The organism is Bradyrhizobium sp. BR14999, from assembly GCF_056106085.1.
The window spans coordinates 3,757,778-3,780,691 of record NZ_CM148536.1; the positions used below are offsets into that span (position 1 = coordinate 3,757,778).

Consider the following 22,914-nt stretch of genomic DNA (forward strand, 5'->3'; position numbering starts at 1 on the left):
GGCTCCTCCAAACTCTCCTTCATACTGCACACCGCAAGACCGTCCACGTCCTCGAGCGCGGGCTTGCACAAGGTTGGTCTGGGACGATTAGGGCAGGTTAGCGCAAGGAGTAGCGCCATGAGTAAGGCTATCCGCAATGCGACCGCCGATCCCCCGATCATTACTGTGGGCGATCTCATCGATGAACTCTGCCGATTGCCAGATACAGCGCTCGTTAGTTTCCACTGCCCAATGCTCGAACATGAACTTGCATTTTACCACCTTCGACGGCGATCGAAGGACGTCGTTGAAATCGAAGTGAACGCATATCCGCAAAGTCGCCCGGCCAACGCCGCATGAGAATTGGCATTTGGTGTACAACCGGGAACGATCATCCCGTCGCGGCATTAACACATGAGACGGTCGCCCGCTGTTCCCACAAACAGCGCATGTCGCGGGGATACCGCTGTTTAGGAAACCAGCGCCCGCGCAGATTGCCAAAGGCAACGGTCTCCGCCTCTCCTTCCAGAAACGGAAGTATTGGATCGTGGCAGGGCTTGGAAGGCCCGAGTAATCGTTTTGACCAGGCTCACGGGACCGAACGAGCATGCCCAACATCAGCATTGACCAGACACACGGCCGCGCAATCGCTCATGAGATTGGAGAGCGTCTGCGTGGATTGCTGCGAGAGGAAGTCGAGTTGCCCTCAAGCCTCAAAAGGCAGATGCAGCGACTTCGCGAGCTGGACATCGAGGCGCCCTCGATCGTTCCCACGACGAAGAGAACTCCATTGGTCGGAATCCACCGCGACTTAGGTCGTGGTGGCGAAGACAAGGCTGATTCAGATTACCCCGAGTGCGATGAAACGCCCGATCTCGATCAGGAGAGCAACGCTTGTGAAAGTAAGAAACACATCGCTCTGGGTCATGGCTCGACTCATTCCACTGCGAGCCCCGTCGCTTAAACTCCACATTGAGTAAGAAGGTTTCGGTTCCACGCGAGGGCAGATGCAGCGAAAGAATCGGGGGAATTCAGGGGTCTGCTCAAGTCGTGGCCAGGGATGCCTATGTTGCGGTGGTTTCCCGGAATGGACCCTTGCCACGAGTCCGATCAGAACGACCCTCAAGGAGGGGTTGATTATGAGTGAATTGATCGCACACAAGCAAATCTGGATGCCGTACTAAGGCCTGTTTACAGTCGCTAGTTTGCGAGGAAAGCCGCGACGAGATTGAGGAGGCCGGCAAAGCAGGCGTCTGTCTTTTCGTAGCGAGTTGCGATGCGGCGGAATGCCTTGAGCTGGCAGAAGAAGTTCTCGACCAGGTGGCGCCATTTGTACATTTCGGCGTCGTGCGGGATGCGCCCGGCGCGGTCGGCCTTGGACGGGATGACCGCTGCGGCGCCGCGTTGGTTCAGATTGGCGCGCAGCCAGTTATTATCGAAGGCCTTGTCGCCGATCAGCGCTTCAAAATCGAGGCCAGTGATCAAAGGCTCGACGCCAATGCTGTCGTGACGCTGGCCGGGCAGCAGGACGAAGCGAATGAGATTGCCGAGTGCGTCGACCAGAGCCATGATTTTGGTAGTCAGGCCACCACGCGAGCGGCCTATGGCCTGATTTTGAGTCCCCCTTTTGCCCCGGTGCCATGTTGGTGGACCCGGACGAGTGTGCCGTCGATCAGGACATATTCGAAATCGGGATCGTCACAGAGAGCTTTGAAGACCCGCTCCCAGACCCCCTTCTGCGCCCAGCGCCAGAAGCGCGTATACACTGTGAACCACTTGCCGAACGCTTCCGGCAGATCTCGCCACGGCGAGCCCGTGCGCGCAATCCAAAGAACTGCTTCGATAAAGAGCCGGTTGTTACGCCCGGTGCCGCCGGGATCACCGGCTTTGCCAGACAATTCCGGCGCAATCCGCTCCCACTGCGCATCGCTCAACATCAATCGAATCAAGGCTGATCTCCAATTTTCAGCCTTGAATCAATTTTCTACTGATTTGGGAATCCTGTCTGTAAACAGGCCTTAGAAGAAATCTGCTGCGAGTTACCTCCTCACCACGGCTACCACGAAACCCGCAAATAAATTGCAGAACAACTGATTGCCGCTGCGCGGTCCGGCAAGATCACGTTGGCAGATCTTCGGGCAGTGGCACGTCACGCTCGCTGACATTGATTGGCCGGAAATCGGGGTAGGGCACGCACTCGTAAATCGCGATCGGCGCGTGGATGTCTGCTGCGCCCCTGATAGCTACGCGATAGCTGACCTTACCAGAGGTCCGAGTTGGGCCATGTGTGGACGGCTCCGGGTTGGCAAGGAGAATCTTTACTTTGCGGCGTTGGTCGGAGCGGCCATGTGTTCGGCCTGTTTGCGCGGTTCACGTGACCGCTGGCCATAATGCCCTCCGCGGATCAGGTCCCGATCAAAAGCACGCATTTCGGAGATGCCATGGCCCGTGTGGGTTGTCCTGATCGCCGGATCGACCGGCGCTGCATTAAGTGCTGTTCGCCCTTCCAACCGTTACGTCACACGCATGTCCGGCGTAATCTCATTTACGGCGGGTTCCTTGTAGCGTTCGTTCCTCGCCATCATCGCCCAGGCTATCCTGGCGAGTTTGTTGGCGAGCGCGATGGCAGCGACCTTAGTTGCTCGCCGCGCCAGCAATGCGGAGAGCCAGGGTCGAGGCCCCGTTCCATGGATCTTGGCATAGCGGATCACGGCGAGTGCGCCGGCCGTGAACAGGCTGCGCAAATAGCGATCGCCCTGCTTGCTGATACTGCCAAGCTTGTCCTTGCCTCCGCTCGAGTTCTGCTTCGGCACGAGCCCAACCCAGGCCGAGAAGTCTCGACCCGATCGGAACGCCTTGGCATCAGCAACGCGCGCGACCAGCGCCGGACCGACACCAGGGATCGCGTCCAGTCGCTTGCTCGTCGCGCTCGATCGATGCCAGGCGACAATGCGCCTGTCGAACTCCAGGATTTGCACCTTCAGCGCCCGCAATTGACTGCCGAGAGCAGCAAGACATGCGCGGGCCACCTCCGGGAGCCGGCGGTCAGCTGTATCGGCGACGACTTCCAGCAACTGATCGACGCCCCGGCGCCCGACCGGGGCGACAATCCCGAACTCGGCAAGATAGGCGCGGATTGAAGTTGATGACGGCAGTCTGCTGGCGGATGAAGAGGTGGCGCGCTCGATGAAGCATCAGACAGCTCTGTTGCTCGACCGTTTTGGTCGGCACAAGAAGGACAGCACGAAACGGCGCTTGAGTTGACGCCGTATGACCACTTGCCCGGCCATGCACTTGAAAGACCGACTTCGCAATATCCAGACCGATCGTCGAAATTGACTGCATAGGCTGCTCCTCCGAATCGTGGGAGCCTCAAAAACGGTGCCCATACCTTGGCACTCTCGTGCCGGTGGAGGAGCCGTCCACATGGGGTAATCGCGGGAGCGAGTCGCCCCTGAATCAGTCCCAACCGACAATGGAAGCTGGTGGCTGTTCCCCGATAGGATGGAAATACGGGCTCACGACTGGACGCCGGGCCCAAGCATCGAATGGAGAACAGCCATGGAAGAGTATATTGGTCTCGACGTGTCGATGAAAGAGACGGCAGTCTCGATCCGCCGAGCAGGTGAACGGATCTGGCGCGGCAAGTGCGCTTCTGATCCCAGCATTGTCGCCGAGCTTATCCGCAAGCGGGCGCCATCCGTGAAACGCGTGGTATTCGAGACCGGACCGCTGTCGGTATGGTTCTATCATTCTCTGCGCACCGAAGGGTTGCCGGCGATCTGCATCGATGCGCGCCATGCTAAAGCGGCGCTCGATATGGCAACGAATAAGACGGACGCGAACGACGCCGATGGTCTGGCGCAGCTCGCGGAAGTCGGGTTCTTTCGTGAGGTGCGTGTGAAGGGCTTCGACAGCATGCTGACCCGCACGCTTGTCGCAGCGCGGACGCGGCTGGTCCGAATCACTACCGAGCTTTCCAACCAGATCCGCGGTGTCATGAAAACCTTCGGTCTGCTCGTTCCCGCCGGAAAGGGAAGCACCTTCGAGAAGAATGTGCGGAGCCTTCTTGCCGACCAGGACGGACTTGCATCCATCGTGCTGCCGATGCTGGAAGCCTGGCGCGGCATTCGCCTCCGCGCCGCCGAACTCGGACGCCAATTGGTGCGGGACGCGCGCCAGAGTCAGGCTTGCCGCATCCTCATATCGATTCCTGGCATCGGTGCGATCACCGCAACCTCCTTTACCACAGCAATTGAGGAGCCTGACAACTTCAGGAAGTCCCGATCTGTCGGTGCGTGGATCGGGCTAACAACGCGCCGCTACCAATCCGGAGAAGTCGATTATCACGGCCATATATCCCGACGTGAACCACAATTTGCGAGGGCTTCTCTACGAAGCGGCGGCGGTCATTCTGACGCGCAGCTCAACCCACAGCACGCTGCGCACGTGGGGTCTGCAGCTCCGGCAGAGGATCGGCTTCAAAAGAGCTGCCGTGGCTGTGGCCGCAAACTGGCGGTAATAATGCATACGATGCTTAAGACCGGCGAGCTGTTTAACCCGAATGCCGGAGCCGCCGCATAAGTCCAGATCGCGTTCGGAACCCGAACGCCTAAGGCGTCCCTGCCGGGACGTGAGCCGAGCCATTCCGCTGATGCTGTTGCATTGCTGACTCAGCAAAGTGCGTCGTCCACATTGAAGGCTCGTCCCGCGAAGCTCCATCATGCGGCGGCTGATGCCGACCGCGAAGACAACCATGCACCCGGCAGTGTCTCCTCAGGGATTATATGCTTGACGCCCCGGCAGCGATTAGACAACAGCATCAAGAGCGGAAGTCGCGAAGCTGCGGACGCGGGGGGATCTCACATCGGCGGCCTATGTTGGCGGCAGCCTGCTCAACATCACGCTCTCGCTGCCGCGCTCCTGCCCATCTCGGTCAATGACGATGGAACGCTTCAAATCAGCAGGTCATGTGGCGCAGGTCCAATGGCGTGATGCGGACCATTATTGCCGTGGTTGGCCGCCTGTTCGCCCGGTGCATTGAGGACCATTTTGATGATCATCTCGAGGTCCTCTGGCTGACCGGGCGGAACGCGCAGATCGAGCGGATCATTAAGTTCCTTAAGCTCGACTCTCGCGATGACAGTAGAAGGAGCTGCGGCGCTATCGAAGTGGAACACCGGTTCTCGATCTGCGCCGCCCGTCTCGAACGCAGCTTTGGCCGGCTGTGTCGATGCGATTGCAGCAGATTGCGCAGCATGCTGCGAGTTTCCGCGTCCGGCGTCACCGCCGGTTGCGACACTCGGATCTATGATGTCGGCTGCTTGCTGTGCGTTTGCAGAGGCTGAGTCTAAATCGTGTCTCAAGTCACCGTGTTCCACGGCGACCGGTTCTGCCGTCTTCACTGCCACTGACGCCCCAGCAGCGTCCGAAGCCGGAGCGTGATGCTCCGCGCCATTCCCGACGCCATTGTCCGGTTTGACACCAGCTTCAGTCGATTCGCTCGCTGCCGCCTTTGTAGAGGCTGGCCCTGAAGCGTGCTGCGAATCGCCGTGGCCCGCGCTAACGGCCGTTGCGACGCTTGATTTGACGTTCTCGGTTGTTTCCGGCGCGTTTGCCGCGGTTGAGTGCCCGGATTTGCCGTGTTCCGCGCCGCCTGGTTCTGCCGTCTTCGCTGACGCCCCCGCAGCGTCCATAGCCAGAGCGTGCTGCTCCACGCCATTCCCCGGTTTGGATTCAGCTTCAGTCGATTCCGTGGCTGCCGCCTTTGCAGACTCTGATTCCGAAGCGTGCTGCGAGTTACCGCGGTCCGCGCTGTCGGCCACTGCGACGCTCGAGTCGACGTTCTCGGCTGTTTCCGGCGCGTTTGCCGCGGTTGAGTGCCCGGATTTGCCGTGTTCCGCGCCGCCTGGTTCTGCCGTCTTCGCTGACGCCCCCGCAGCGTCCGTAGCCGGAGTGTCATTCCTGACGCCATCGCCCGGTTTGGATTCAGCTTCAGTCGATTCCGTGGCTGCCGCTCTTGCAAACCCTGACTCCAAAGCGTGCTGCGAGTTACCGCGGTCCGCGCTGTCGGCCACTGCGACGCTCGGTTGGACGATCACCAGCTCAGTCGACGAAACGCCGGCATCCGCATTGATCGAAGCACTCTTCGATGTGACATTTGCGACTGCCGTTGCCGTCGCGCTTTGAGCAGGCTCGATCGATGATAAGCGAACCGACTCGCCAGACGCAGCGCTCTCTTCCGTTGATGGCGCCGAATCGCTGGTGAGGGTTCTGAACCTTGCCGCTCCCCCCAAGTTCCGGGTCTGCCCGAACTGGAACCCCAAGCCGTGGTCGGCCAGAATGGCCGCCGTCCCGGGCGTGCTCTCGCTCGCGTCGATGCTGACCTGGACACTGTCCTGACTCAGAACAGTCTCACCGAGAGGCCTCGCCGATGCCAGCGCTTGTTCGAGCTTCTCCAAGGTGACGGCGGCAGCTGCGCCTTCTCGGTGGTCGGCGAAATCCGCTTCCGCGAGAGATACGATCCCCTGCAGATGGATTTCCAGCAGGGCGCGATCTCCGATACCGAGAACACGATCGGTCGGATTCACATAGACGATCGTTTCATTGGTTGCGGAGTTGTAGATCCAGGCAAGGGTATGTGGCGGTATGGACTTGCTTGCTGCTGTCTTATGCAACCATGCAAGCGCTCCGAAAGCCGCAAGATTGATCCTGCTCGACCCCGATCCGAAATCGAAGGCAGAGTGGGAAGAGGTAGAATTGGAATCGATCGGGGAGCGATGAACATCGTTTTCACCAACTTTGCCGCCCAACAGCTGATCGTGGCTGTCTCCGCCAATACTGGCATCGTGACCGGCCTCCACTAAGCGAACAGGTTTTTGGAGTATGTTGCCCTCGGCGCCATGAATCATTTGGCTCCGAGCGTCTTCTCCCGCGACGCTTTCGTTTCCCCTGGTCACATCTCCGGAAGGCAGGTGGGAATCGAGCGAATGGAAACCCGGGGCTGAGTTGTCTACACGATTGGCATTGGCATGAGCGATCGCGGCCGGGCTTGTGGCCATATTCTCTTCGGCGACGACCACGAGGCTGTCGATCAACGCCTTACCCGGGTCATGCGGCTGCACGGCGAGATGAGGGTCGTGCAGTGCGTAGATCAACGCGCCTGCGAGAGTGGCGAAGGTGCCATATCCTCCGTGAAGCGACATCGGATGGTCCGGAGTCGGTTCACCTCCAATCTGTGTGCCGCTGGTTTCTCGCCGTCGAGGCGCAGGAAGATTGGGTGTGCTCGATCCAACAGGACCGTAGTCTTTCCACGGTTTCGAGCCTGCAGATTGCTCAACTGGGCGCAGCGCTTCCATGGCCGCCGCCGGGCCCGTGACTTGGCTCAGCTTGGCAAAAACGTCACTCTGGGTAAGTGGGGACATCTCGGCGGATTCCCAGGCGGTGAGGTGCCGGAGAATAGCTTTCTTCCAGGGGTCATATTCGGCGTGCTCTCCCGCCTGGCTGATGCTGTCGTCATTCGGAAGCATGTCGCTCGCTTCCGACGCCTTGAGTTCGTCCGCAATGGCGATCGCCAGAAAGGCCAGCGCGAGCGTGCCGAAGCCGGAGGAATGTTTTAACAACGCGAGGGTAGCGAGCACAGTCCTGTTGGTGATCTCAAGCTTCTGAAATATATTGTACAGGTGTACTTTGACTGTCCCTGGTGAAACGTTTAACTGGCGCGCGATCGCCTTGTTCGACATTCCTTCTGACACCAGTTGCACGATTTGACGTTCCCGGTGTGTCAAAACCTCCAGTCTCTTTTCAATTTTGCCGGGACCGTCAGCTTCCTTCCCGGTTGGCGAGAGATCTAACTGCTCGGGCCGCTGCGTCAACGCTCGCAGCAGTCGCAACATGGTGTCGGGGGAGGCGCACTTCGAAATTGCGCTGCAGGCGCCGGCAGCAATCGCCGCGGTTAGATCGTGGTCGGATTCGGATTCGGTAAAGAACACCAAATGCGTGGAAAGATTCTCCGCTTTCGCAATGGCGAGTATCCCAGATACCGTCAGGTCCGGCAGCGTGTCGGCAATAAGCGCGACGTCGGGTATCAAAATCCGAATTGCTTCGAGGCAACTTGTCCCGTCGCTGCATGACGCGACAACGTCGAAGTCCTGCTGGACTCCGAGTATCGATTTCAGCCCCTGTAGAACGATCGGTTGTCGATCTACGATCATAAGCCGGGTGCGCTGGAATATCCCCTGCTTCGCAGACACGTTTAACATGCACGCTGCCTCGGCCCGGCCATCTATGTGCTTTGGCATATGGCCGAGGCCGGGTGAGGCATTAAAATACAATTAATAATTGAATGAAGAAAGAGGTTTGGCGGCGTTGACGGGACATGGAACCGCGAGCTTTCTGGGCATTTTGGGTGAGAAAATATGTCATTTGACCCGATGGCGGTTGCGATTGACTGGCTCGATGCCTACCGCGCGGGCGATATCGAGGCGATCTTAGAAATGTATGCCGAAGATGCCGTGGTTCACTGCGGCTGCGGTGGCGACGTCAAAACCATTAACAGCCGGGAGGCACTTCGAGCCTATTGGGTCGATCGCCTCCGAGAGCATCCGGCCGGCAAGTTGTACGATCTCAATCCCTCGCAAAATGACGGGACCGTTATCTCGTACATCACCGATACTGGTGTGATGAGCGCCCTTTTCGCGTTTGACACCGCCGGGAGGATCAAGGAGCTAAACTGCAATCCCTCACACGCGGCGTGATCCAAGCCGCAGTGGGTCACGTGCTGGACTTGCGGCGCGAGGGTGCCAACGTCCGCCCTGGGTGTGCGCCGTGAGAAGGCGGCGCTTTCCAGTGGGTGCAAACCCCACCCGGCAAACGCTCCAGCCGGAAGCATTCGGAGCAGTCATGGAGGTAACGAAGTGGCTGAAGCCTTCGATTAGCGTGTCACGAATTGGTGATAGCGCGAGTGTGCAGGCCGTAACGCGAGTGAACGCCGAGCAAGCCTCGAAAAGGACGATGCGCAGGCCGACCCGACAACCCTTTCGGGGAAGGCTGATACGGCTGGGATAACGAGCGAAATCCACCCAGCCGCTGCGCCGGGGTAGTGGCGACAGCATGTACACAAGGAAAGCGTACGCAACACGGGAGGCCCTACGACGTGGTCAGGGATGATCAACCGGACGCCCGCGAGGGACAGGCCGGACGCCGTGGGGATGCGGAGGGGTTCATAGTACTGGTGAAGCCGGGTAACGCCGGTGGAGGGAAGGGACCTCAGTTCAAGACGAACGCAAGACGTAGTGAGGGACCTGGGGATTGGGCAGCCTATCAACTCCGAAGAGTGTTCAGAAACTGCAGACCGCGTTGCACGCGAAAGCGAAGGCAGAAGCTGGCTACCGCTTCTACGCCCTGTACGACAAGATCAGCCGGGAAGACATCTTGGCCCATGCCTATGCCCAATGCCGCTCCAACAAGGGCGCACCGGGCGTGGACGGTCAGGACTTCGCGGACATCGAGGCGTACGGGGTGCAGCGGTGGCTTGGCGAACTGGCGCTTGCGCTCAGGCAGGAGACGTATCGACCGGACCCTATCAGGAGAGTGTACATACCGAAGGCCAATGGCAAACTCAGGCCATTGGGCATCTCGACCTTGCGCGATCGAATCTGCATGACGGCAGCGATGCTGGTGCTAGAACCGATCTTCGAAGCCGGCCTTCCACCCGAACAGTACGCGTACCGTCCCGGGCGAAATGCCCAACAGGCGGTGGTCGAGGTGGAAGAGCAGCTGTTCCGCGGCCACCCGGAAGTCGTAGACGCCGACCTCGCGGACTACTTCGGGAGCATTCCACATGCCGAACTTCTAAAGTCGGTAGCGCGTCGGATTGTTGATCGGCGCGTGCTGCATCTGATCAAGATGTGGCTGGAATGTCCCGTGGAAGAAACCGATGATCGAGGAAGGAAGAAACGGACGACCGAGGCACGGGACAAGCGGCGCGGCATCCCGCAAGGCTCACCCATCTCACCATTGCTGGCGAATCTTTACATGCGCCGGTTTGTGCTGGGATGGAAGATGCTCGGTCTCGAGCAAAGCCTCGGCTCTCGCATCGTGACCTATGCCGACGACCTCGTAATCTTGTGTAAACGGGGCAAGGCTGAAGAAGCCTTGCGTCAATTGCGCATGATCATGGGAAAGCTGAAGCTGATGGTCAACGAGGAAAAGACACGAATCTGTAAGGTCCCGGAAGAGGAGTTCGACTTCTTGGGCTATTCGTTCGGGCGGATGTACTCAGAGAGAACCGGCCAGGCACGCCTGGGGTACCGGCCATCGAAGAAGAGCATCAAGCGTATGGTCGAGCAAATCCATGCGCTGACGGTCCGAACGGGGACATGGCAAGAAACCACAGAGCTGGTGGGTAAGTTGAACCGGGGAGCGGCAGCTTGCGGCGCAAGAGGCGCTGATTATTGAATTGAGGCGGCAGGGTCTGAATACGGACAACGCTGAAAAAGAACTCGAAATATTGCGCGAGAACCAGCGTCGGCGCCATCAAGACCGACAACGCCTCCTCTCGCTGCTACAGCCCTGATCAAAAGTCCGCCTCGGATCCAAAAGTGGCGGTAGACGTGGACGAGGACCAATGTCCGATCTACTGCGAATAGCCGAGGTGGAAGCGAAGCAATGGTCGGCTCAGACGCAAATTCAGAAGTCTTCGTGTGCAAGACCGCTGGTTATTATCCGAGGAACCACTGCGTGACTCTTTCGTTGTGCTGGTCTTCCGGACAGCAAAGGAACACGATGATGGATCGAGAACATGTGAAGGGCGCAGCCGACGAGGCAAAAGGCGCCATCAAACAAGGTGCGGGTAAGCTCAGTGGCGATAGGGACATGGAAACCGAAGGCAAGATCGACAAGGCCAAGGGATTCGCCCACAACGCCGCGGGAGATGTGAAGGATGCAGCGCGGGACGCTGCTGACGCCCTCAAAAAATAAGCAAGAGGGAAGTCCAAGACTAGCCGCCTCGGGCTGCCTTTTCTTTGCCACTGAGCGCTCTGGCTGAGTGTGCCCGTTCGGGGCCAGAACGTCGCACGAGGTCCGCGTCGCTCTCCTTACCGGACGTGTTAGCCCAGGCCAACTCGCATATCGCGGCGGACTACTCAATCACCACCAATTTAACGAAGCTTACAATTGAGAAACTAAAAGTGTAACGCACGCGATCAGTGTCGCCGTGCTGAGGGTCACCACGACGAGAGCTTGTTCGCTGCGAGCTTGCAGATTGTCATCGTCCATTGACCTCAACGCGAAGAACACGCATCGTTTCCATCCACAGGGAAAGACCGTCTGGCTGTTTCGGCTCTCGAACTTGAGGGTCATGAGCGCCGGCTGGTGGCTCCGCTTGTTTGTTTCGCTCTTTTTCGATGAGCGGACAACAGGCACGCCGCCCGGACCAGCGCCTTTGGGCCAGAAGCGGGCATCGGAGACGGCGGGTTGGGACGCGGCTGGAATTTGTCAAGTGAGGGCGCGTCATAGGAACTCTCGAATGGAGCCAATCCAGCCGCCCGCGTGAGAAGCTGCTCCTAACGTTCTGACCTCATGTAAGGCACTCCGCTGACGCGCCAAATATCTGGCTCCTCGCCTACGCCTGCTTGCGGTGTCTTGCGGATCCCACGCGTTGTGCGGTGCTCTACGTAGAGGTGGAGTGACTAGGAGCACGGCGCAAAAATGCTCCTGCCAGCATTGCTGTTGCCAATTCCGGATGCTTGTTCATCAAATCCTCCCGCAGTGACTTCCTAAAAAATCTTCGGGGTGCGTGTGGGACGTTCCAGGAGCGCGCCGGGGAACTGCTGACTTTAAGTGCGGTGTAGGCACCATGCGGTGCAGCTACGAAACAACGTTACATCGCGGAACGAAACCGGTAGCCAATCTTTCTCTGTCTTTGGAGGATGCCTATGACTTCTCAGGCCATAGAAGGTGCGTGTGCGTTCGCTTGGCGGAACTACCTGCTGTTCCACAGCGGCATCAGCGAGAACGATAATAGGCGTTCTGCCCTCTATCGCTACGTCGCCAATCTTCCTGATACTGGTGGAGATAATTTCGATCTATTGCAAATAGCGGCCGTCGCTTACTTAAAAAAACTGGACGAATTGCACGACGAAAGATGTGCGAGGCTTGCGGCAGATCAGGTCTTGGCTGAGTGCTTTAGAAGCACGCAGGGCACAACCCACCACGAAGCTTAAGGCCACAACACCAAAAAGAGGGAGCGAACCGCATGGCAGACAAGACCGCTAACGCAAACCGTTTCGCGCGCGACCCAAAAATCCCGTCACCGCAACGACTGCAATCGGTATGAATGCGTTGAATCCGATTATGCACTTTCAAGTGTCAGTCCTGAGCATGTGGGCCGATAGTATTGAGAGGTTCGCGGGCAACTACGAAAAAGGGCTAGAAGAAACGACGACCGTCGTCGAGGAACAGTCAGACAAGGGACGCGCCGCATAAATTAACGCGAATGGTGTAAGTCGGAGTCCGCCTCGCGTCATTCGCGTCGATTTGGCGCTGTCCCGGCATTTTCCGGTGTCAATCGGCTTCCAAATTTTGGACGCCGATCGCGACACTAGTCAGCCCTCTATTCCACAGGTACGTACGCGCACTTTGGCTTCGCAGGGACTCTCGCAAACTGTCAACCATACCGTCGATTGACTGGGACCTCATTTTCGTGACGCAAAGAGGACTTTGCGATGCGACTCTCCGGCCTTGGTCTTCTGACACGATGGCACAGTAGAGTCGCCAAACCCGAAATTGCTTCGGAGCTGCAGTTGATCGCGCTTACGGTAAAAGTTCCAGGTGTCTACACCCAAAGATCTTGCAGCAGTGCCTTGCTTTCCTTCAAGTCGCGAATGTCGAAGCCCTCGTTGAACCAACCGTAGACCGGCGCGAGAAGACCGCGTGCTTCATCAGCCTTGTCCTGATCACGCCAGAGCCGGGCGAGATTGACGGCAGAGCGAAGTTCCCAGAGTTTCGCCTCCTGCTGACGCGCAATCGCAATGGCGTGGCGAAACTCAGTCTCCGCCTCGGCCGCGGCGCCCGGCCGAGCCATTAGCATCAACTCGCCTCGTCGCCGGTGCAGCTCGGCCTCGAACCATCGCACCCCCAATTTCTGGGTTAGTGCTAAGGCGTCGGATAGTTGACCGAGCCCGGTTTCAAATCGTGCTGCGTTTGCCTCGGCCGCCGCGAGCTGCGCGAGGTAGAACGGAAGAGTCCACGCTGCGCCGGACGCCTGGAATCCCTCGATACCGCGCCGCAGTAAGTCCACCCCGGCTTCGGCGTCGCCGGCCTCGGCCAGCGACCAGCCGCGATATGCCGTCCCCATCGCGAGAAAGAAGGCAAAGCCCTGCTCGGTGGTGAGCGCAACTAGCTCCTCCGCCCGTCGCCCAACCATATCCGCATCATCGAGCACGAAATGCAATCGGCATGCGACGCTCAGCGCGAACGCGAGGCTGATCGGGTGGGACGAATCGCGCGCCTCTGCCAGGGCGTCATTGCTCTGCACGCGCGCCTGATCGGCGAAGCCAAGGAGGCCACACGTCAGCGACAGGAACGAAAGCATCGCTACGCGGGCGTTTTCTGCGAACAGGGCCGTCAGAGAGCGCTGCAGCTCCGGATCGTACATGGCGAGCCCCCGCTCAAGATGGGCACGCGCCAGGGCCAATTGTCCGCGATGAAGCCAGCTATCGCCGACTGCCCGATGACCGGCGACAAGAATAGCGGCGTCGTTTTGTCGTCCAGCCAAATCGAGCAGGTCCTCGGCGATGCGATGGGATCGGTCCGTTTCACCACGCACGTGATAATGCACGAACTCGCCCCAGAGCGCCTTGAGCAGGTTCGGCGTGTCGTTCAGTGACTCGCAGAGGCAACGCGCCCGGGCGTAGGCCCTGCCGGTCTCTTCGGCCGCATGGCCCTTTGCGGCGATCAGTGCGCCGCCGAGCGCGAGTTGAAGGTCAGTTTCGGTGCCCTGGCGCCCGGGGGTATCCGGGAGATGGGATAGCAGATCGAGCGCCCTTCGCATCTGCACGATTGCTTCTGTCATGGCCGATCGAGCCTTGGAACGCTCACCAGCCTGCTGCCAATAGGAAACCGCCTTTTCGATCAAACCCGCATGCCCGCAATGGTGGGCGAGGATCTCCGGTTGCTCTTGGATGCCCCTAGCGAGCCTCTCCTCGAGCGTGCCAGCGATCCGCGCGTGCAGCTCGCGGCGTTGGCTGCGCAACAGTGTGCCGTATGCCGCGTCCTGGACCAGTGCGTGTTTGAACAAGAAATTGGCGTCGGGCGGTTCGCCACGCCCAAAAATGAGCCCGGCGTTGATCAGCCGGTCGATCGCCGCTTGCAGCTCGTGATCGCACCGCTGCACGATCGCGGCAAGCAGATCGTAGGAGAACTCGCGGCCAATGGCCGCGCCGACTTGCGCCACCTCCTTAGCTATCGGACCGATTCGGTCGAGCCGCGCCATCAACGAAGCATGCAACGTGGCCGGCACAGCAAGTCCGGGCAGGGGCGCGAAAGAGATGGCTCGCGCGATCCCCTCGGGGCTTGTTTCGAGCACCGCTTTGGTCAACTCCTCGACGAACAGCGGTACGCCATCCGTTCGTTCAGCAATCTCATTGACGATTTCGGTCGGCAGCGTCCGGGTGCCAGCCACGCTCCGGATCAGCGCGGCGCCCGCGCTCTGGTCAAGCCGGTTCAGCACGAGCAAGCTGACGTGCGGCTTTCCGGTCCATACCAACGGGAACTCGGGGCGGCAGGTGATCAGGACCAAAACTGGTAGGCTTGCTACTCGATCGACCGTCCGGTCCAGCAGCTCGCGCGAGCTCGGATCGATCCATTGCATGTCCTCGAACACGACCATAATTGGATATCTTTGTGCGAGAGTTTCAAGCTGGCGAACCAGAGCGGCGAAGCTTCTCTCCTTCTTTTGTTGCGGCGTAACGGTAACCGGCAGATACAGATCACCGTCCGGGATCGACAGCAACTCGGCCAGGATCGCCACGTCCTCGTCGGACGGCAATGCCGGGGATAGTAGGACTCGGAGTTTATCGAGCTTCGCCCTCGGTGTGTCCTCACGATCGAAACCAGCCGCTCGCTGGAGTTGTGCGGTGAAGGGATAGAGCGCACTTTCCTGATGACGTGGCGAGCAGAAATAGCGCAAGCAGGTGTGCGGCTCGCGTTCGATACGCTCCTGCAGAGCCGCAACGAGGCGCGACTTGCCGATCCCCGCCTCGCCCACGAGCAGTGTTACTTGACCGGTACCGACCCGCGCACGGCGCCAGCTCCGTTCCAGCTGCGCGAGTTCTTCCTCGCGCCCAACCAGCGGGGCGAGGACCGCAGGATGCAACGCCTCGAAGCGGCTTTCCGCTGTTCCCTCATGCAGCACCCGCCAGGCTTGCACCGGCATGGCGAAGCCCTTCAGCGTCACCGCGCCGAGATTCTCGTAGTCAAAGAGCCCGCCGATGAGCCGCCGCGTGTCCTCAGCGATTACCACCCCATCCGGTTCGGCGAGCGCTTGCAGTCGAGCGGCAAGGTTTGGCGTCTCGCCAAGCACCGCCTGTGCCTCCGCAGCTTCGCTGCCGATAAGGTCACCTACGATGACGAGACCAGTCGCGAGCCCAAGGCGAACCCGGAGCTCGAACTCGGGTGGGGCTCTCGGCGCGCGCCTGAGCGCGGCGATCTCAAGCGCAGCGCGCACCGCGCGTTCGGCATCGTCCTCATGCGCTGAAGGATGGCCGAACAGGATGAGCATGCCATCGCCGATGTAGCGGCTGATAGTGCCACCGTACTTGCGGACGACCGCCGCTACGCTATCGCGGTACTCGGCGATTATGTCTCGTAGATCTTCTGGATCGAGCCTTGTCGCAAGTGCCGTCGAGCCGACGAGGTCGCAAAACATCACTGTGAGCTGGCGACGCTCGGCGGAAGAACTTGGCGCGGGTGACAAGCTCGAGCGCTCCGTGGCCCGCGCTACGATGGACGTCGAGGCGCCGGCCCCTGCTGTTACTTGCGGCGGTACTGTCGGCGTGAGCGCGGCACCGCAGTCGCCACAGAAGTTCTTGTCTGGCGGATTGTCGGCCCCGCACGCAGGGCAGCGAAGGAATAGCGGCGCGCCGCAATCGCCACAGACCTTCTTTCCCTCTGGGTTGACTCTGCCGCAACTCGGACAATTCATGCCGCACCCGATCGAATTCCGACCGACGTGAGGTCGCGTCGGTCTATGGGCGAATCTTCAGAGCGCGCTCTTTGAAGATTCTCTTCGTCAGCTGCCTACCAAGCGCCAAGGATGATCAAGCTCACGATGGTCAGGAAGCAGATACAGGCGATAGTCGCAGGGAAAATAAGCCAGCCGGGTGTCATCGTTGCCTCCCGAGCGGTTGTCTCGACGAGCTTAAGCCGGCAGGCTCAACAAGCATTATGAAGTGGCTAACACTCTGCAACTCAAGCCTATATTCAATCTAAGAAGGCTGACCACACCCTAAGACGACCCAAACGCGAAATTGGTGGTGATCAGCAAATGCCTGCAACCCATGGGCAATCCACTAACTACCGCCGGCCGAGTCGATGAAAGGTCCTCGCACTCGTCAGCAACCGAGCGCTTTGGGCAAATGCGAATTTGCGGGAACGGCAGCTCTTGGGCGCAAAGCGGATCGGCCCTCTCGGTATGTCTCAGAGGGCTCCGGACAGTCCTCAGGGTCGCAGTTTCCCTGCCTCGAACCGCCTGACAATCCTATCGTGCAACCTATCTGTTTCCCGGATCTGTCTGCAGGCGTAGAATGTCGCTGCCCTTGAAGCGGGATGTGCCGAAATCACCGTCGAGGGCGAACGAGCAGCGCTGGTGCTATCGGCAGGCAGGATCTCTTAGCGACCGATCCTTTTTTCGGTTTCGTACCACCTTAGCCACAAACTTTGCGCGCCGCTTTGCAGCGGTCGTTAGGTTATGTTGGGAGAAAAGCGATGACCAAGATCGATCGAAGGTCAGCACTGGGAATCGGGCTGGCAGCGGCTTCGGCTGCCATAGTGAAGCCAGCCGCCGCTCAAACCACAGGCTACAAGGATACGACGCCTTGGGCAGGTGTTGTAGTGCGTGAATATGAAGGCGAGACACCATCCCTGATCCCAGGTTTTAAGGCCGTCTCAATGCGCGATATCATTATGCAGCCGGGATCGAAGACCATGGGACCCCCGATGATGAATGCCATGGTCTGCCATATCACCGAAGGCGAGCTTCGGCTCGAGCAGGACGGAAAGACCTTTACGGGCAAAAAGAATTTTGTCTGGACTTGCAACAGGGATACAAAAGAACAGGCGTTCAACGATGGCAATGTGGTCGCGATTATGCGGATCACGGACCTGAAGGCGTAAGGCTGGCTCCTCGTAAGAGACCGATCGTAGGAGCGGATGGCGCGCGCTACGACGCGCCATCCACGCCGAGCCAATTACCTGGTCCGATGTATAAAAGCTTGCATCTCCTCCAGGGTAAGCTTGCCATCCTTATTGCTGTCCATCGCCTTGAAAATTCGTTCGTGAGCTGCCTGAAACTCTTGCAGTGAGATGGTCCCATCGCCATCGGCGTCCATCAGAGCGAACATCATACGCATCATAAAAGGAGGTCCCATGGCGCTCCCACCCATCATGCCACGCCCCATCATATGTCCTCCCATCATGTCGTTCATGCCACCTTGCCCTATCGTGCTCGGGCTTTCCCGGCCCATGGAATGAGATTGCATTTGTTGCTGATCTGGCTGGGGTGTCATTCGGTCCTGTGCGATCGCGCCCGCATTGCAATACGCCAGAATGAGGGTAGATATCGTGAGTCCCAGAACGCGCGAGTACATTCGAACCTCCTCGGAGATGTGTGGCCCGTCCCATTAATTCCGCGCGAGTGATATTGATCCTCCTGCTCGGCTTTCCCCCAACGCAGCCGCCATTCTGATCGACTACTAAGATCGTAGGCTTCAGCTGGAAGAGCCAGACGGAGACCGCATGCACTACAACCGCATGCAGGACCGTTTCGGGTTAAAGGCGGGCCTCGGACTGATCGGCGCGACGGTCCGCAAAAAAGGCCGATTCCCTTGAAAAGGCGCAGTTGCGGCGCGAGATGCTTGCCCACCCGAGCGGCGTCTTGCGCGTTTCTCTGCCTGTGGATCTCGCCACGACTTATCTTGCGTCCCAATTGGCGGAGTTCTCCCGGCGCTATCCCGAGATCAGCTTCGAGTTCGATCTTACGCTGCGGCGTGTCGATCTGGTGGCCGAGCCGTTCGATGTGGCGATTCGCATGGGCGAGTTACGCCGTTTGCGGGTTGGAGCGGCGGCTCCCGGCTGAACCTGCCGTCTGTCACGGGCCGCGGCCGTTTCGAATTTGAAGCGACGGGCAAAAGACTTGGCAGAATGGCATCAGTGAAGGAGTTCGGATCAGGCGTGGGGGATGCCGCGGGCTTTGTTTGTCTCGGCGGCGAGTGAGACGTTCGTAACACTACGCAGCAGGCGGCCCGAACCAGGTCGTCAGCGCCTCCGCAAGTCCGCGTTGGCTATCGTCTTCCACCCAGGCCACATGTCCATCGGGCCGCACGAGCACGGCCTTGGGCGCGGCGATCTGTCCGATGGCCGGAAGCTCCCATGTGCCGTCGTAGGCAGCATCGACCGCTTCGACGCGCCCCGCCCATGGCGTGATGTCGAGAACATCTGCCTTCTCAAAATTGAGCAGCAGGCCCCGCGCGCCGTGCAGTAGCGTGAACAGTCTTAGTGGCTGCCTTTCGACCGTCAGATCGAGATCCGGCATACGCCGTCCGAGCAGCGCATGCCCTTCGCCGAGATCATAGCGGATGTCGAGCCCGCTCATCATTGCGCCAACGCGCTGGCGCGGCTGGTCCATGGCGAGCAGCTCGGAGACGACGTCGCGCGCGGCCTTGAGGCCATCGTCGCCGCGGCGGAGCAGGGCGATTTGCGCCATGGTGTTTTGCAGGACGCGTGCCGCGACGGGATGGCGCTCGGAATGGTAGGTATCGAGCAGGCTGTCCGGCGAGATGCGATTTACCACCTGCGCCAGCTTCCAGCCGAGATTGACGGCGTCCTGCACGCCGGTGTTGAGACCTTGTCCGCCGACGGAGTGATGGATATGCGCGGCATCGCCGGCGAGCAACACGCTCCCCTTGCGATAGGACACGGCCTGCCGTGCCGCATCGGTGAAGCGGGAGATCCAGGCGGGATTGTTGAGGCCGAAGTCGGTGCCGTAGACCGCGATGAGGGCGTCGCTGAGATCGCGCAATGTGGGCTCGCCGGTGCGCTCGAGCGTTGCTTCCGTCACGACGACCAGCACGCGTCCGCGCTCGGTCTTGCTGAGGCCGTGAAAGCCGATTGCGTCGTGACGCAGGCCGAAAGCGGGCGCCTCGCGCATCTCGACCTCGGCCATGAGATTGCTGAGCGTCGGATCGGAACCGGCGAACTCGATGCCGGCGGCTTTGCGCACTAGGCTGCGACCGCCGTCGCAGCCAACGAGATAGTTTGCGCGTAGCGTCTCGCCGCCGGACAACGCGATATCGATGCCGGTCTCATCCTGCGCAAAAGCCGTTACCTCGGCATTGCGATAGATCGGAACTGCGAGTTCCTCGACCCAGCCGGCCAGGATGCGCTCGATGTGGCTCTGCCGCAGCGCAAGGCCGTAAGCGTGCCGGGTGGGGAGGTCGCTGATGTCGAGCCGCGTCCACGCGAAGCCGGCGAGCTGGGTAATCTGGCCCTCGCGCAGAAAGCGGTCGGCGACGCCGCGCTGATCGAAGATCTCGAGGGTGCGGGCGTGCAATCCGCCGGCGCGGGTCTCAACCAGCTCCTGGTTCGCGCGCCGCTCGACCACAGCGACGTTGACATGGGCGAGTGCGAGCTCCGCAGCCAGCATCAAGCCGGTCGGGCCAGCGCCGGCGATCACCGCGGCATGATCAGTCATCGCCGCGGTCCTCGCGCCGGCGCGATGCGCCTGCTGCTGGGAACGGGACCTTGGAAGCAATACAGGCATGGCGTGACCCCTCGATGTGTTGGCTGGGCCACGGGTTCTACGGCAGGGACGGGGACTTGAAGCAAGCCCCTCGCACACCACATATCTAGCTGGGAGGAAGGGCTTGCCGCTCCGCGTTTGCCGCGTTGACACGTCGGGCAAAACACTGGCAGAATGGCATCATCGAAAGAGTTTGGTTCAGCCCGCGCGGGAGCAATCCGCTGCGGGTTTTCTTTTGGGCATGATGGTCAGCAAATGCCGGCGGTCCGCTGCATGATGTCGGCGAGTTCCTCGAACGAGAACGGCTTCCTGATCATCGGAAGGCCGCCGCGCCGGGGTTCGCGACCGGACAGCTGAAGCACCTTCAACTCGGGGCGGACTCGTTTGGCTAACTCGGCCAGTTCATGGCCATCCATGTCCGGCATATTGATGTCCGTGATCAGGATGGAGATGTCCTGGTTCTCGTTGAGCTGATCGAGCGCATTCGGACCGTTTTGGGCACTGATCACCTGGCAGCCAAGATCTTCCAGCATGCCGACGATCACGTCGAGGACGGCGGGGTCGTCGTCAACAACCAGGACAGTGTAACTCATCGAACGAACGTTCCTTCCAAGAAGGACTAAACGCGCCTCTCGTCAGGTAGGTTCCCGGCAAGCTCTGGTCGCATTTTCAGACGTTTGACACGACGGGCAAAACCCCGGGCGCATGTGCCGCCCGTCCGCACAGTAGCCGGCCTTGGACGCGCGAACGTGCTGGCCCGCGCGGCGCTGCGCTCCTTGCTCACGCCGCTGCGATCTCCAGCAGCCGAGATCGGGCACTCGTAAAAGCCGGACAAGCTGATGGTCTATCGCGCGGCACTACATCTTGCAAAACTCCTGGTCTGGGACAAAGTCCTCGGCTTTGGCATCCACGGATGCTCTGGCAGGAATCACGGCCAATCTCGTGGTCCCCTACCTCGTCAAACGCGGCTTCGAGAACGCTGCAAGGATCATCAAGCGGTGAAGATGGTGGACGAGGAAATCAAGGCCATTGTTGCCGAGACGCTGGCTGAGCAGCACAGACTCCAGCAAGAGAGCATCGATGCGATCGTATCGAAGGCAGTGGCGTCGGCGCTGGCTTCTTTTGGAATCGAGGATGACGATCGGAAAGAGCTCAGGGCGGACTTCCAACACCTGCGGCGATGGCGGAAAAGCGTGGACCAGGCGCAGCGGTATACGTTGAAGGCTGTCATCACGGTAATCGCCACCGGCCTGATGGGGGCCGTCTTGTTAGGCGTCCAGGTCGTGTTGGGTAAGTGAGGATTCCTCGGCGGCAACGTCGCCGTACGACGGATCGAGGTTGAGCCCGAGATGCCCTGGGCCTGGCCGCATACGCTTTACTGGCGAAAGTGGCTGAGATGGGCGGTGAGCGGCGTTTCCCGTGATGCGGAATGCGGCCTGTAACGTCGAATAGTCCGATGTGGCGCAGCCTATATGTGCAGTATGTCGAGAGGCCCGGCAGCCCGATGGCCGCCAGGCCTTTTTTGCGTTCTCAGGCCGAGCAGGTGAAACACTTGCGAAGTCGGTGGCGCCGGGCTTTAAGTTCGATCTTGCAGGAAATTCGGCGGCTATAAGCCGATGTAAAGGAGCGCTATCAATGCCTACCAAGCCTCAGTTGCCGGAACGTGCGTCGCGGGCGAGGGGAGGGCCAACTGCACTCGATGGTCTGCTGGTCGTCGATTTTACGCGTGTCGTCGCTGGGCCGGCCTGCACACAGACGCTTGCTGATTTCGGCGCGCAAGTCATCAAGATTGAAAACCCTGACGGCGGCGACGACACACGAGCCTATGAGCACGCCGAAATCGGTGGAGAGAGTGCCGCCTATCTCAGCCTTAACCGCAACAAGCGCGGCATCGTGCTCGACCTTACCGTGCCGGAGGCTCGCGAGATCGCGCTCGACCTGATCCGCAATGCAGACGTTGTCGTCGAAAATTTTTCCAGCGGGGTCATGAAGAAATTCGGCCTCGATTATGAGTTTGTCGCTTCGCTAAATCCACGGCTGGTCTATTGCTCGATCTCCGCCTATGGGCGCACCGGACCGTTCGCTGCGCGTCCAGGCTTCGATCCCATCACGCAGGCGGAAAGCGGCTTCATGTCGCTCAACGGGTTTGCCGACGGCCCGGCGGTCCGTACCGGTCCGCCGATCGTGGATATGGCCACGGGAATGTCTGCCTGCAACGCCATCCTGCTGGCATTACTGGCGCGGGACCGGCTCGGTCGCGGGCAGCATGTCGAGGTCGCTCTGTTCGACATTGCGATGGGGATGACCGGTTTCTACGGCATGGCCTATCTGATCAACGGCGAGAATCCCGGCCGGTTTGGCAATTCGCCGAGCGGATCTCCCACCGTGGGCGTCTACGAGGCGTCCGATGGGCCGCTGTACATGGCTTGCGCCAACGACCGGCTTTATCGCCGGCTCGTGGTCGAGGTGCTCGACCAGCCCGATCTGATCACCGATCCGAAATTTGCGACGCGGAAAGCGCGCTCCGAGAACAAGGAGCTCCTGCGGGCAGCTATCGCCGAGGTCTTTGCAAGCGATACCCTCGAGAACTGGATGGCAAAGATGAAGCTGGCCAATATCCCGGTCGGCTATCTCCGGACGGTGGAGGAGGGGTTCAATGCGCCGGAAGCGCGCGAGCGCCACCGCTTGAGCCGGATTCCGCATCGTACAGCAGAATGGGTCCCCAACATCGAGCCGCCAATTGCGATGAGCCTGACTGGGGCCATTGATCCCGTGGCTGCTCCGCTGCTGGGTGAGCATACGAAGCAAGTCCTGCACGATACGCTCGGCTACGACGAACGTCGCATCGCGGAGTTCGCCGAAAAGGGCGCCTTTGGATCGGCCAAGCCTTCGGCCGATTTGAGCTAGGCAGGTACCAC

General features: G+C 59.9%; 16 protein-coding genes and 3 pseudogenes. 11 read left to right on the forward strand and 8 right to left on the reverse strand.

The window, feature by feature from the left end; translation table 11 throughout:
* The first annotated feature begins 117 nt into the window (after positions 1-117).
* Entirely contained in the window at positions 118-339 is a 222-nt protein-coding gene (locus ACR9YP_RS17310) for a hypothetical protein (protein WP_438106687.1), read from the forward strand.
* 247 nt (positions 340-586) lie between these two features.
* Positions 587-943 (forward strand): hypothetical protein, encoded by a 357-nt coding sequence (locus ACR9YP_RS17315; RefSeq protein ID WP_438106688.1) that lies wholly within the window; start codon positions 587-589, stop codon positions 941-943.
* Positions 944-1,179: 236 nt separating this feature from the next.
* On the opposite strand, the gene ACR9YP_RS17320 is transcribed toward ACR9YP_RS17315, so the two are convergent.
* Positions 1,180-1,928, reverse strand: a protein-coding gene (locus ACR9YP_RS17320) for an IS5 family transposase (RefSeq protein ID WP_438102468.1) whose coding sequence is annotated in 2 segments (ribosomal slippage) — positions 1,180-1,598 and positions 1,598-1,928 — 750 coding nt in all. Because the reading frame shifts where the segments join, the coding sequence is not laid out codon by codon here.
* A gap of 564 nt (positions 1,929-2,492) precedes the next feature.
* Positions 2,493-3,324: pseudogene (locus ACR9YP_RS17325) on the reverse strand (IS110 family RNA-guided transposase).
* A gap of 216 nt (positions 3,325-3,540) precedes the next feature.
* Between ACR9YP_RS17325 and ACR9YP_RS17330 the strand changes: the two are divergent.
* Positions 3,541-4,563, forward strand: coding sequence for an IS110 family RNA-guided transposase (locus ACR9YP_RS17330; RefSeq protein WP_474220513.1), 1,023 nt, complete (start codon positions 3,541-3,543; stop codon positions 4,561-4,563).
* A 371-nt stretch (positions 4,564-4,934) separates the two neighbouring features.
* Here the strand turns inward: ACR9YP_RS17330 and ACR9YP_RS17335 are convergent, their stop codons facing one another.
* Entirely contained in the window at positions 4,935-8,240 is a 3,306-nt protein-coding gene (locus ACR9YP_RS17335; protein WP_474220514.1) for a LuxR C-terminal-related transcriptional regulator, read from the reverse strand.
* Between the two features lie 156 nt (positions 8,241-8,396).
* On the opposite strand from ACR9YP_RS17335, the gene ACR9YP_RS17340 reads away from it, so the two are divergent.
* From ACR9YP_RS17340 to ACR9YP_RS17355, 4 genes are all read left to right on the forward strand, one after another.
* Positions 8,397-8,735: a nuclear transport factor 2 family protein gene (locus ACR9YP_RS17340; protein ID WP_438106696.1), complete on the forward strand. Its 339-nt coding sequence runs from the start codon at positions 8,397-8,399 to the stop codon at positions 8,733-8,735.
* A 553-nt stretch (positions 8,736-9,288) separates the two neighbouring features.
* On the forward strand, positions 9,289-10,437 hold the full coding sequence (gene ltrA, locus ACR9YP_RS17345) for a group II intron reverse transcriptase/maturase (protein ID WP_474220515.1): 1,149 nt from the start codon (positions 9,289-9,291) through the stop codon (positions 10,435-10,437).
* A gap of 327 nt (positions 10,438-10,764) precedes the next feature.
* Entirely contained in the window at positions 10,765-10,959 is a 195-nt protein-coding gene (locus ACR9YP_RS17350; protein ID WP_474220516.1) for a CsbD family protein, read from the forward strand.
* Between the two features lie 956 nt (positions 10,960-11,915).
* Positions 11,916-12,203, forward strand: coding sequence for a hypothetical protein (locus ACR9YP_RS17355; protein WP_438106700.1), 288 nt, complete (start codon positions 11,916-11,918; stop codon positions 12,201-12,203).
* Positions 12,204-12,814: 611 nt separating this feature from the next.
* Here the strand turns inward: ACR9YP_RS17355 and ACR9YP_RS17360 are convergent.
* Both ACR9YP_RS17360 and ACR9YP_RS17365 read right to left on the reverse strand, forming a co-directional pair.
* Entirely contained in the window at positions 12,815-15,955 is a 3,141-nt protein-coding gene (locus tag ACR9YP_RS17360; RefSeq protein ID WP_474221075.1) for an ATP-binding protein, read from the reverse strand.
* 102 nt (positions 15,956-16,057) lie between these two features.
* A pseudogene (locus tag ACR9YP_RS17365) lies at positions 16,058-16,183 on the reverse strand (double zinc ribbon domain-containing protein); the annotation flags it as partial.
* A 782-nt stretch (positions 16,184-16,965) separates the two neighbouring features.
* Here ACR9YP_RS17365 and ACR9YP_RS17370 point away from each other — a divergent pair.
* Positions 16,966-17,373 (forward strand): hypothetical protein, encoded by a 408-nt coding sequence (locus tag ACR9YP_RS17370; RefSeq protein WP_474220518.1) that lies wholly within the window; start codon positions 16,966-16,968, stop codon positions 17,371-17,373.
* Positions 17,374-17,447: 74 nt separating this feature from the next.
* On the opposite strand, the gene ACR9YP_RS17375 is transcribed toward ACR9YP_RS17370, so the two are convergent.
* Positions 17,448-17,846 (reverse strand): EF-hand domain-containing protein, encoded by a 399-nt coding sequence (locus tag ACR9YP_RS17375; protein ID WP_474220519.1) that lies wholly within the window; start codon positions 17,844-17,846, stop codon positions 17,448-17,450.
* A 263-nt stretch (positions 17,847-18,109) separates the two neighbouring features.
* On the opposite strand from ACR9YP_RS17375, the pseudogene ACR9YP_RS17380 reads away from it, so the two are divergent.
* Positions 18,110-18,298 (forward strand): annotated as a pseudogene (locus ACR9YP_RS17380) (LysR substrate-binding domain-containing protein); the annotation flags it as partial.
* Between the two features lie 186 nt (positions 18,299-18,484).
* Here the strand turns inward: ACR9YP_RS17380 and ACR9YP_RS17385 are convergent.
* Both ACR9YP_RS17385 and ACR9YP_RS17390 read right to left on the reverse strand, forming a co-directional pair.
* Positions 18,485-20,017: an FAD-dependent monooxygenase gene (locus tag ACR9YP_RS17385; protein WP_474220520.1), complete on the reverse strand. Its 1,533-nt coding sequence runs from the start codon at positions 20,015-20,017 to the stop codon at positions 18,485-18,487.
* A 227-nt stretch (positions 20,018-20,244) separates the two neighbouring features.
* Complete coding sequence (locus tag ACR9YP_RS17390) at positions 20,245-20,589, reverse strand: response regulator (RefSeq protein WP_474220521.1); 345 nt, start codon at positions 20,587-20,589, stop codon at positions 20,245-20,247.
* Between the two features lie 405 nt (positions 20,590-20,994).
* On the opposite strand from ACR9YP_RS17390, the gene ACR9YP_RS17395 reads away from it, so the two are divergent.
* Positions 20,995-21,294: a hypothetical protein gene (locus ACR9YP_RS17395; RefSeq protein ID WP_474221076.1), complete on the forward strand. Its 300-nt coding sequence runs from the start codon at positions 20,995-20,997 to the stop codon at positions 21,292-21,294.
* Positions 21,295-21,631: 337 nt separating this feature from the next.
* A complete protein-coding gene (locus tag ACR9YP_RS17400; protein WP_474221077.1) occupies positions 21,632-22,903 on the forward strand; it encodes a CaiB/BaiF CoA transferase family protein in 1,272 nt (423 codons plus the stop codon).
* Positions 22,904-22,914 lie beyond the last annotated feature (11 nt).

Excerpts from the sequence above, each read along its gene's own strand:
- ACR9YP_RS17340 (WP_438106696.1), top strand. The coding sequence starts at position 8,397 with ATGTCATTTGACCCGATGGCGGTTGCGATTGACTGGCTCGATGCCTAC.
- ACR9YP_RS17390 (WP_474220521.1), bottom strand. The coding sequence starts at position 20,589 with ATGAGTTACACTGTCCTGGTTGTTGACGACGACCCCGCCGTCCTCGAC.
- ACR9YP_RS17335 (WP_474220514.1), bottom strand. The coding sequence starts at position 8,240 with ATGTTAAACGTGTCTGCGAAGCAGGGGATATTCCAGCGCACCCGGCTT.
- ACR9YP_RS17400 (WP_474221077.1), top strand. The coding sequence starts at position 21,632 with ATGCCTACCAAGCCTCAGTTGCCGGAACGTGCGTCGCGGGCGAGGGGA.
- ACR9YP_RS17385 (WP_474220520.1), bottom strand. The coding sequence starts at position 20,017 with ATGCCTGTATTGCTTCCAAGGTCCCGTTCCCAGCAGCAGGCGCATCGC.
- ACR9YP_RS17355 (WP_438106700.1), top strand. The coding sequence starts at position 11,916 with ATGACTTCTCAGGCCATAGAAGGTGCGTGTGCGTTCGCTTGGCGGAAC.
- ACR9YP_RS17310 (WP_438106687.1), top strand. The coding sequence starts at position 118 with ATGAGTAAGGCTATCCGCAATGCGACCGCCGATCCCCCGATCATTACT.
- ACR9YP_RS17370 (WP_474220518.1), top strand. The coding sequence starts at position 16,966 with ATGACCAAGATCGATCGAAGGTCAGCACTGGGAATCGGGCTGGCAGCG.
- ACR9YP_RS17315 (WP_438106688.1), top strand. The coding sequence starts at position 587 with ATGCCCAACATCAGCATTGACCAGACACACGGCCGCGCAATCGCTCAT.
- ACR9YP_RS17375 (WP_474220519.1), bottom strand. The coding sequence starts at position 17,846 with ATGTACTCGCGCGTTCTGGGACTCACGATATCTACCCTCATTCTGGCG.
- ACR9YP_RS17350 (WP_474220516.1), top strand. The coding sequence starts at position 10,765 with ATGATGGATCGAGAACATGTGAAGGGCGCAGCCGACGAGGCAAAAGGC.
- ACR9YP_RS17330 (WP_474220513.1), top strand. The coding sequence starts at position 3,541 with ATGGAAGAGTATATTGGTCTCGACGTGTCGATGAAAGAGACGGCAGTC.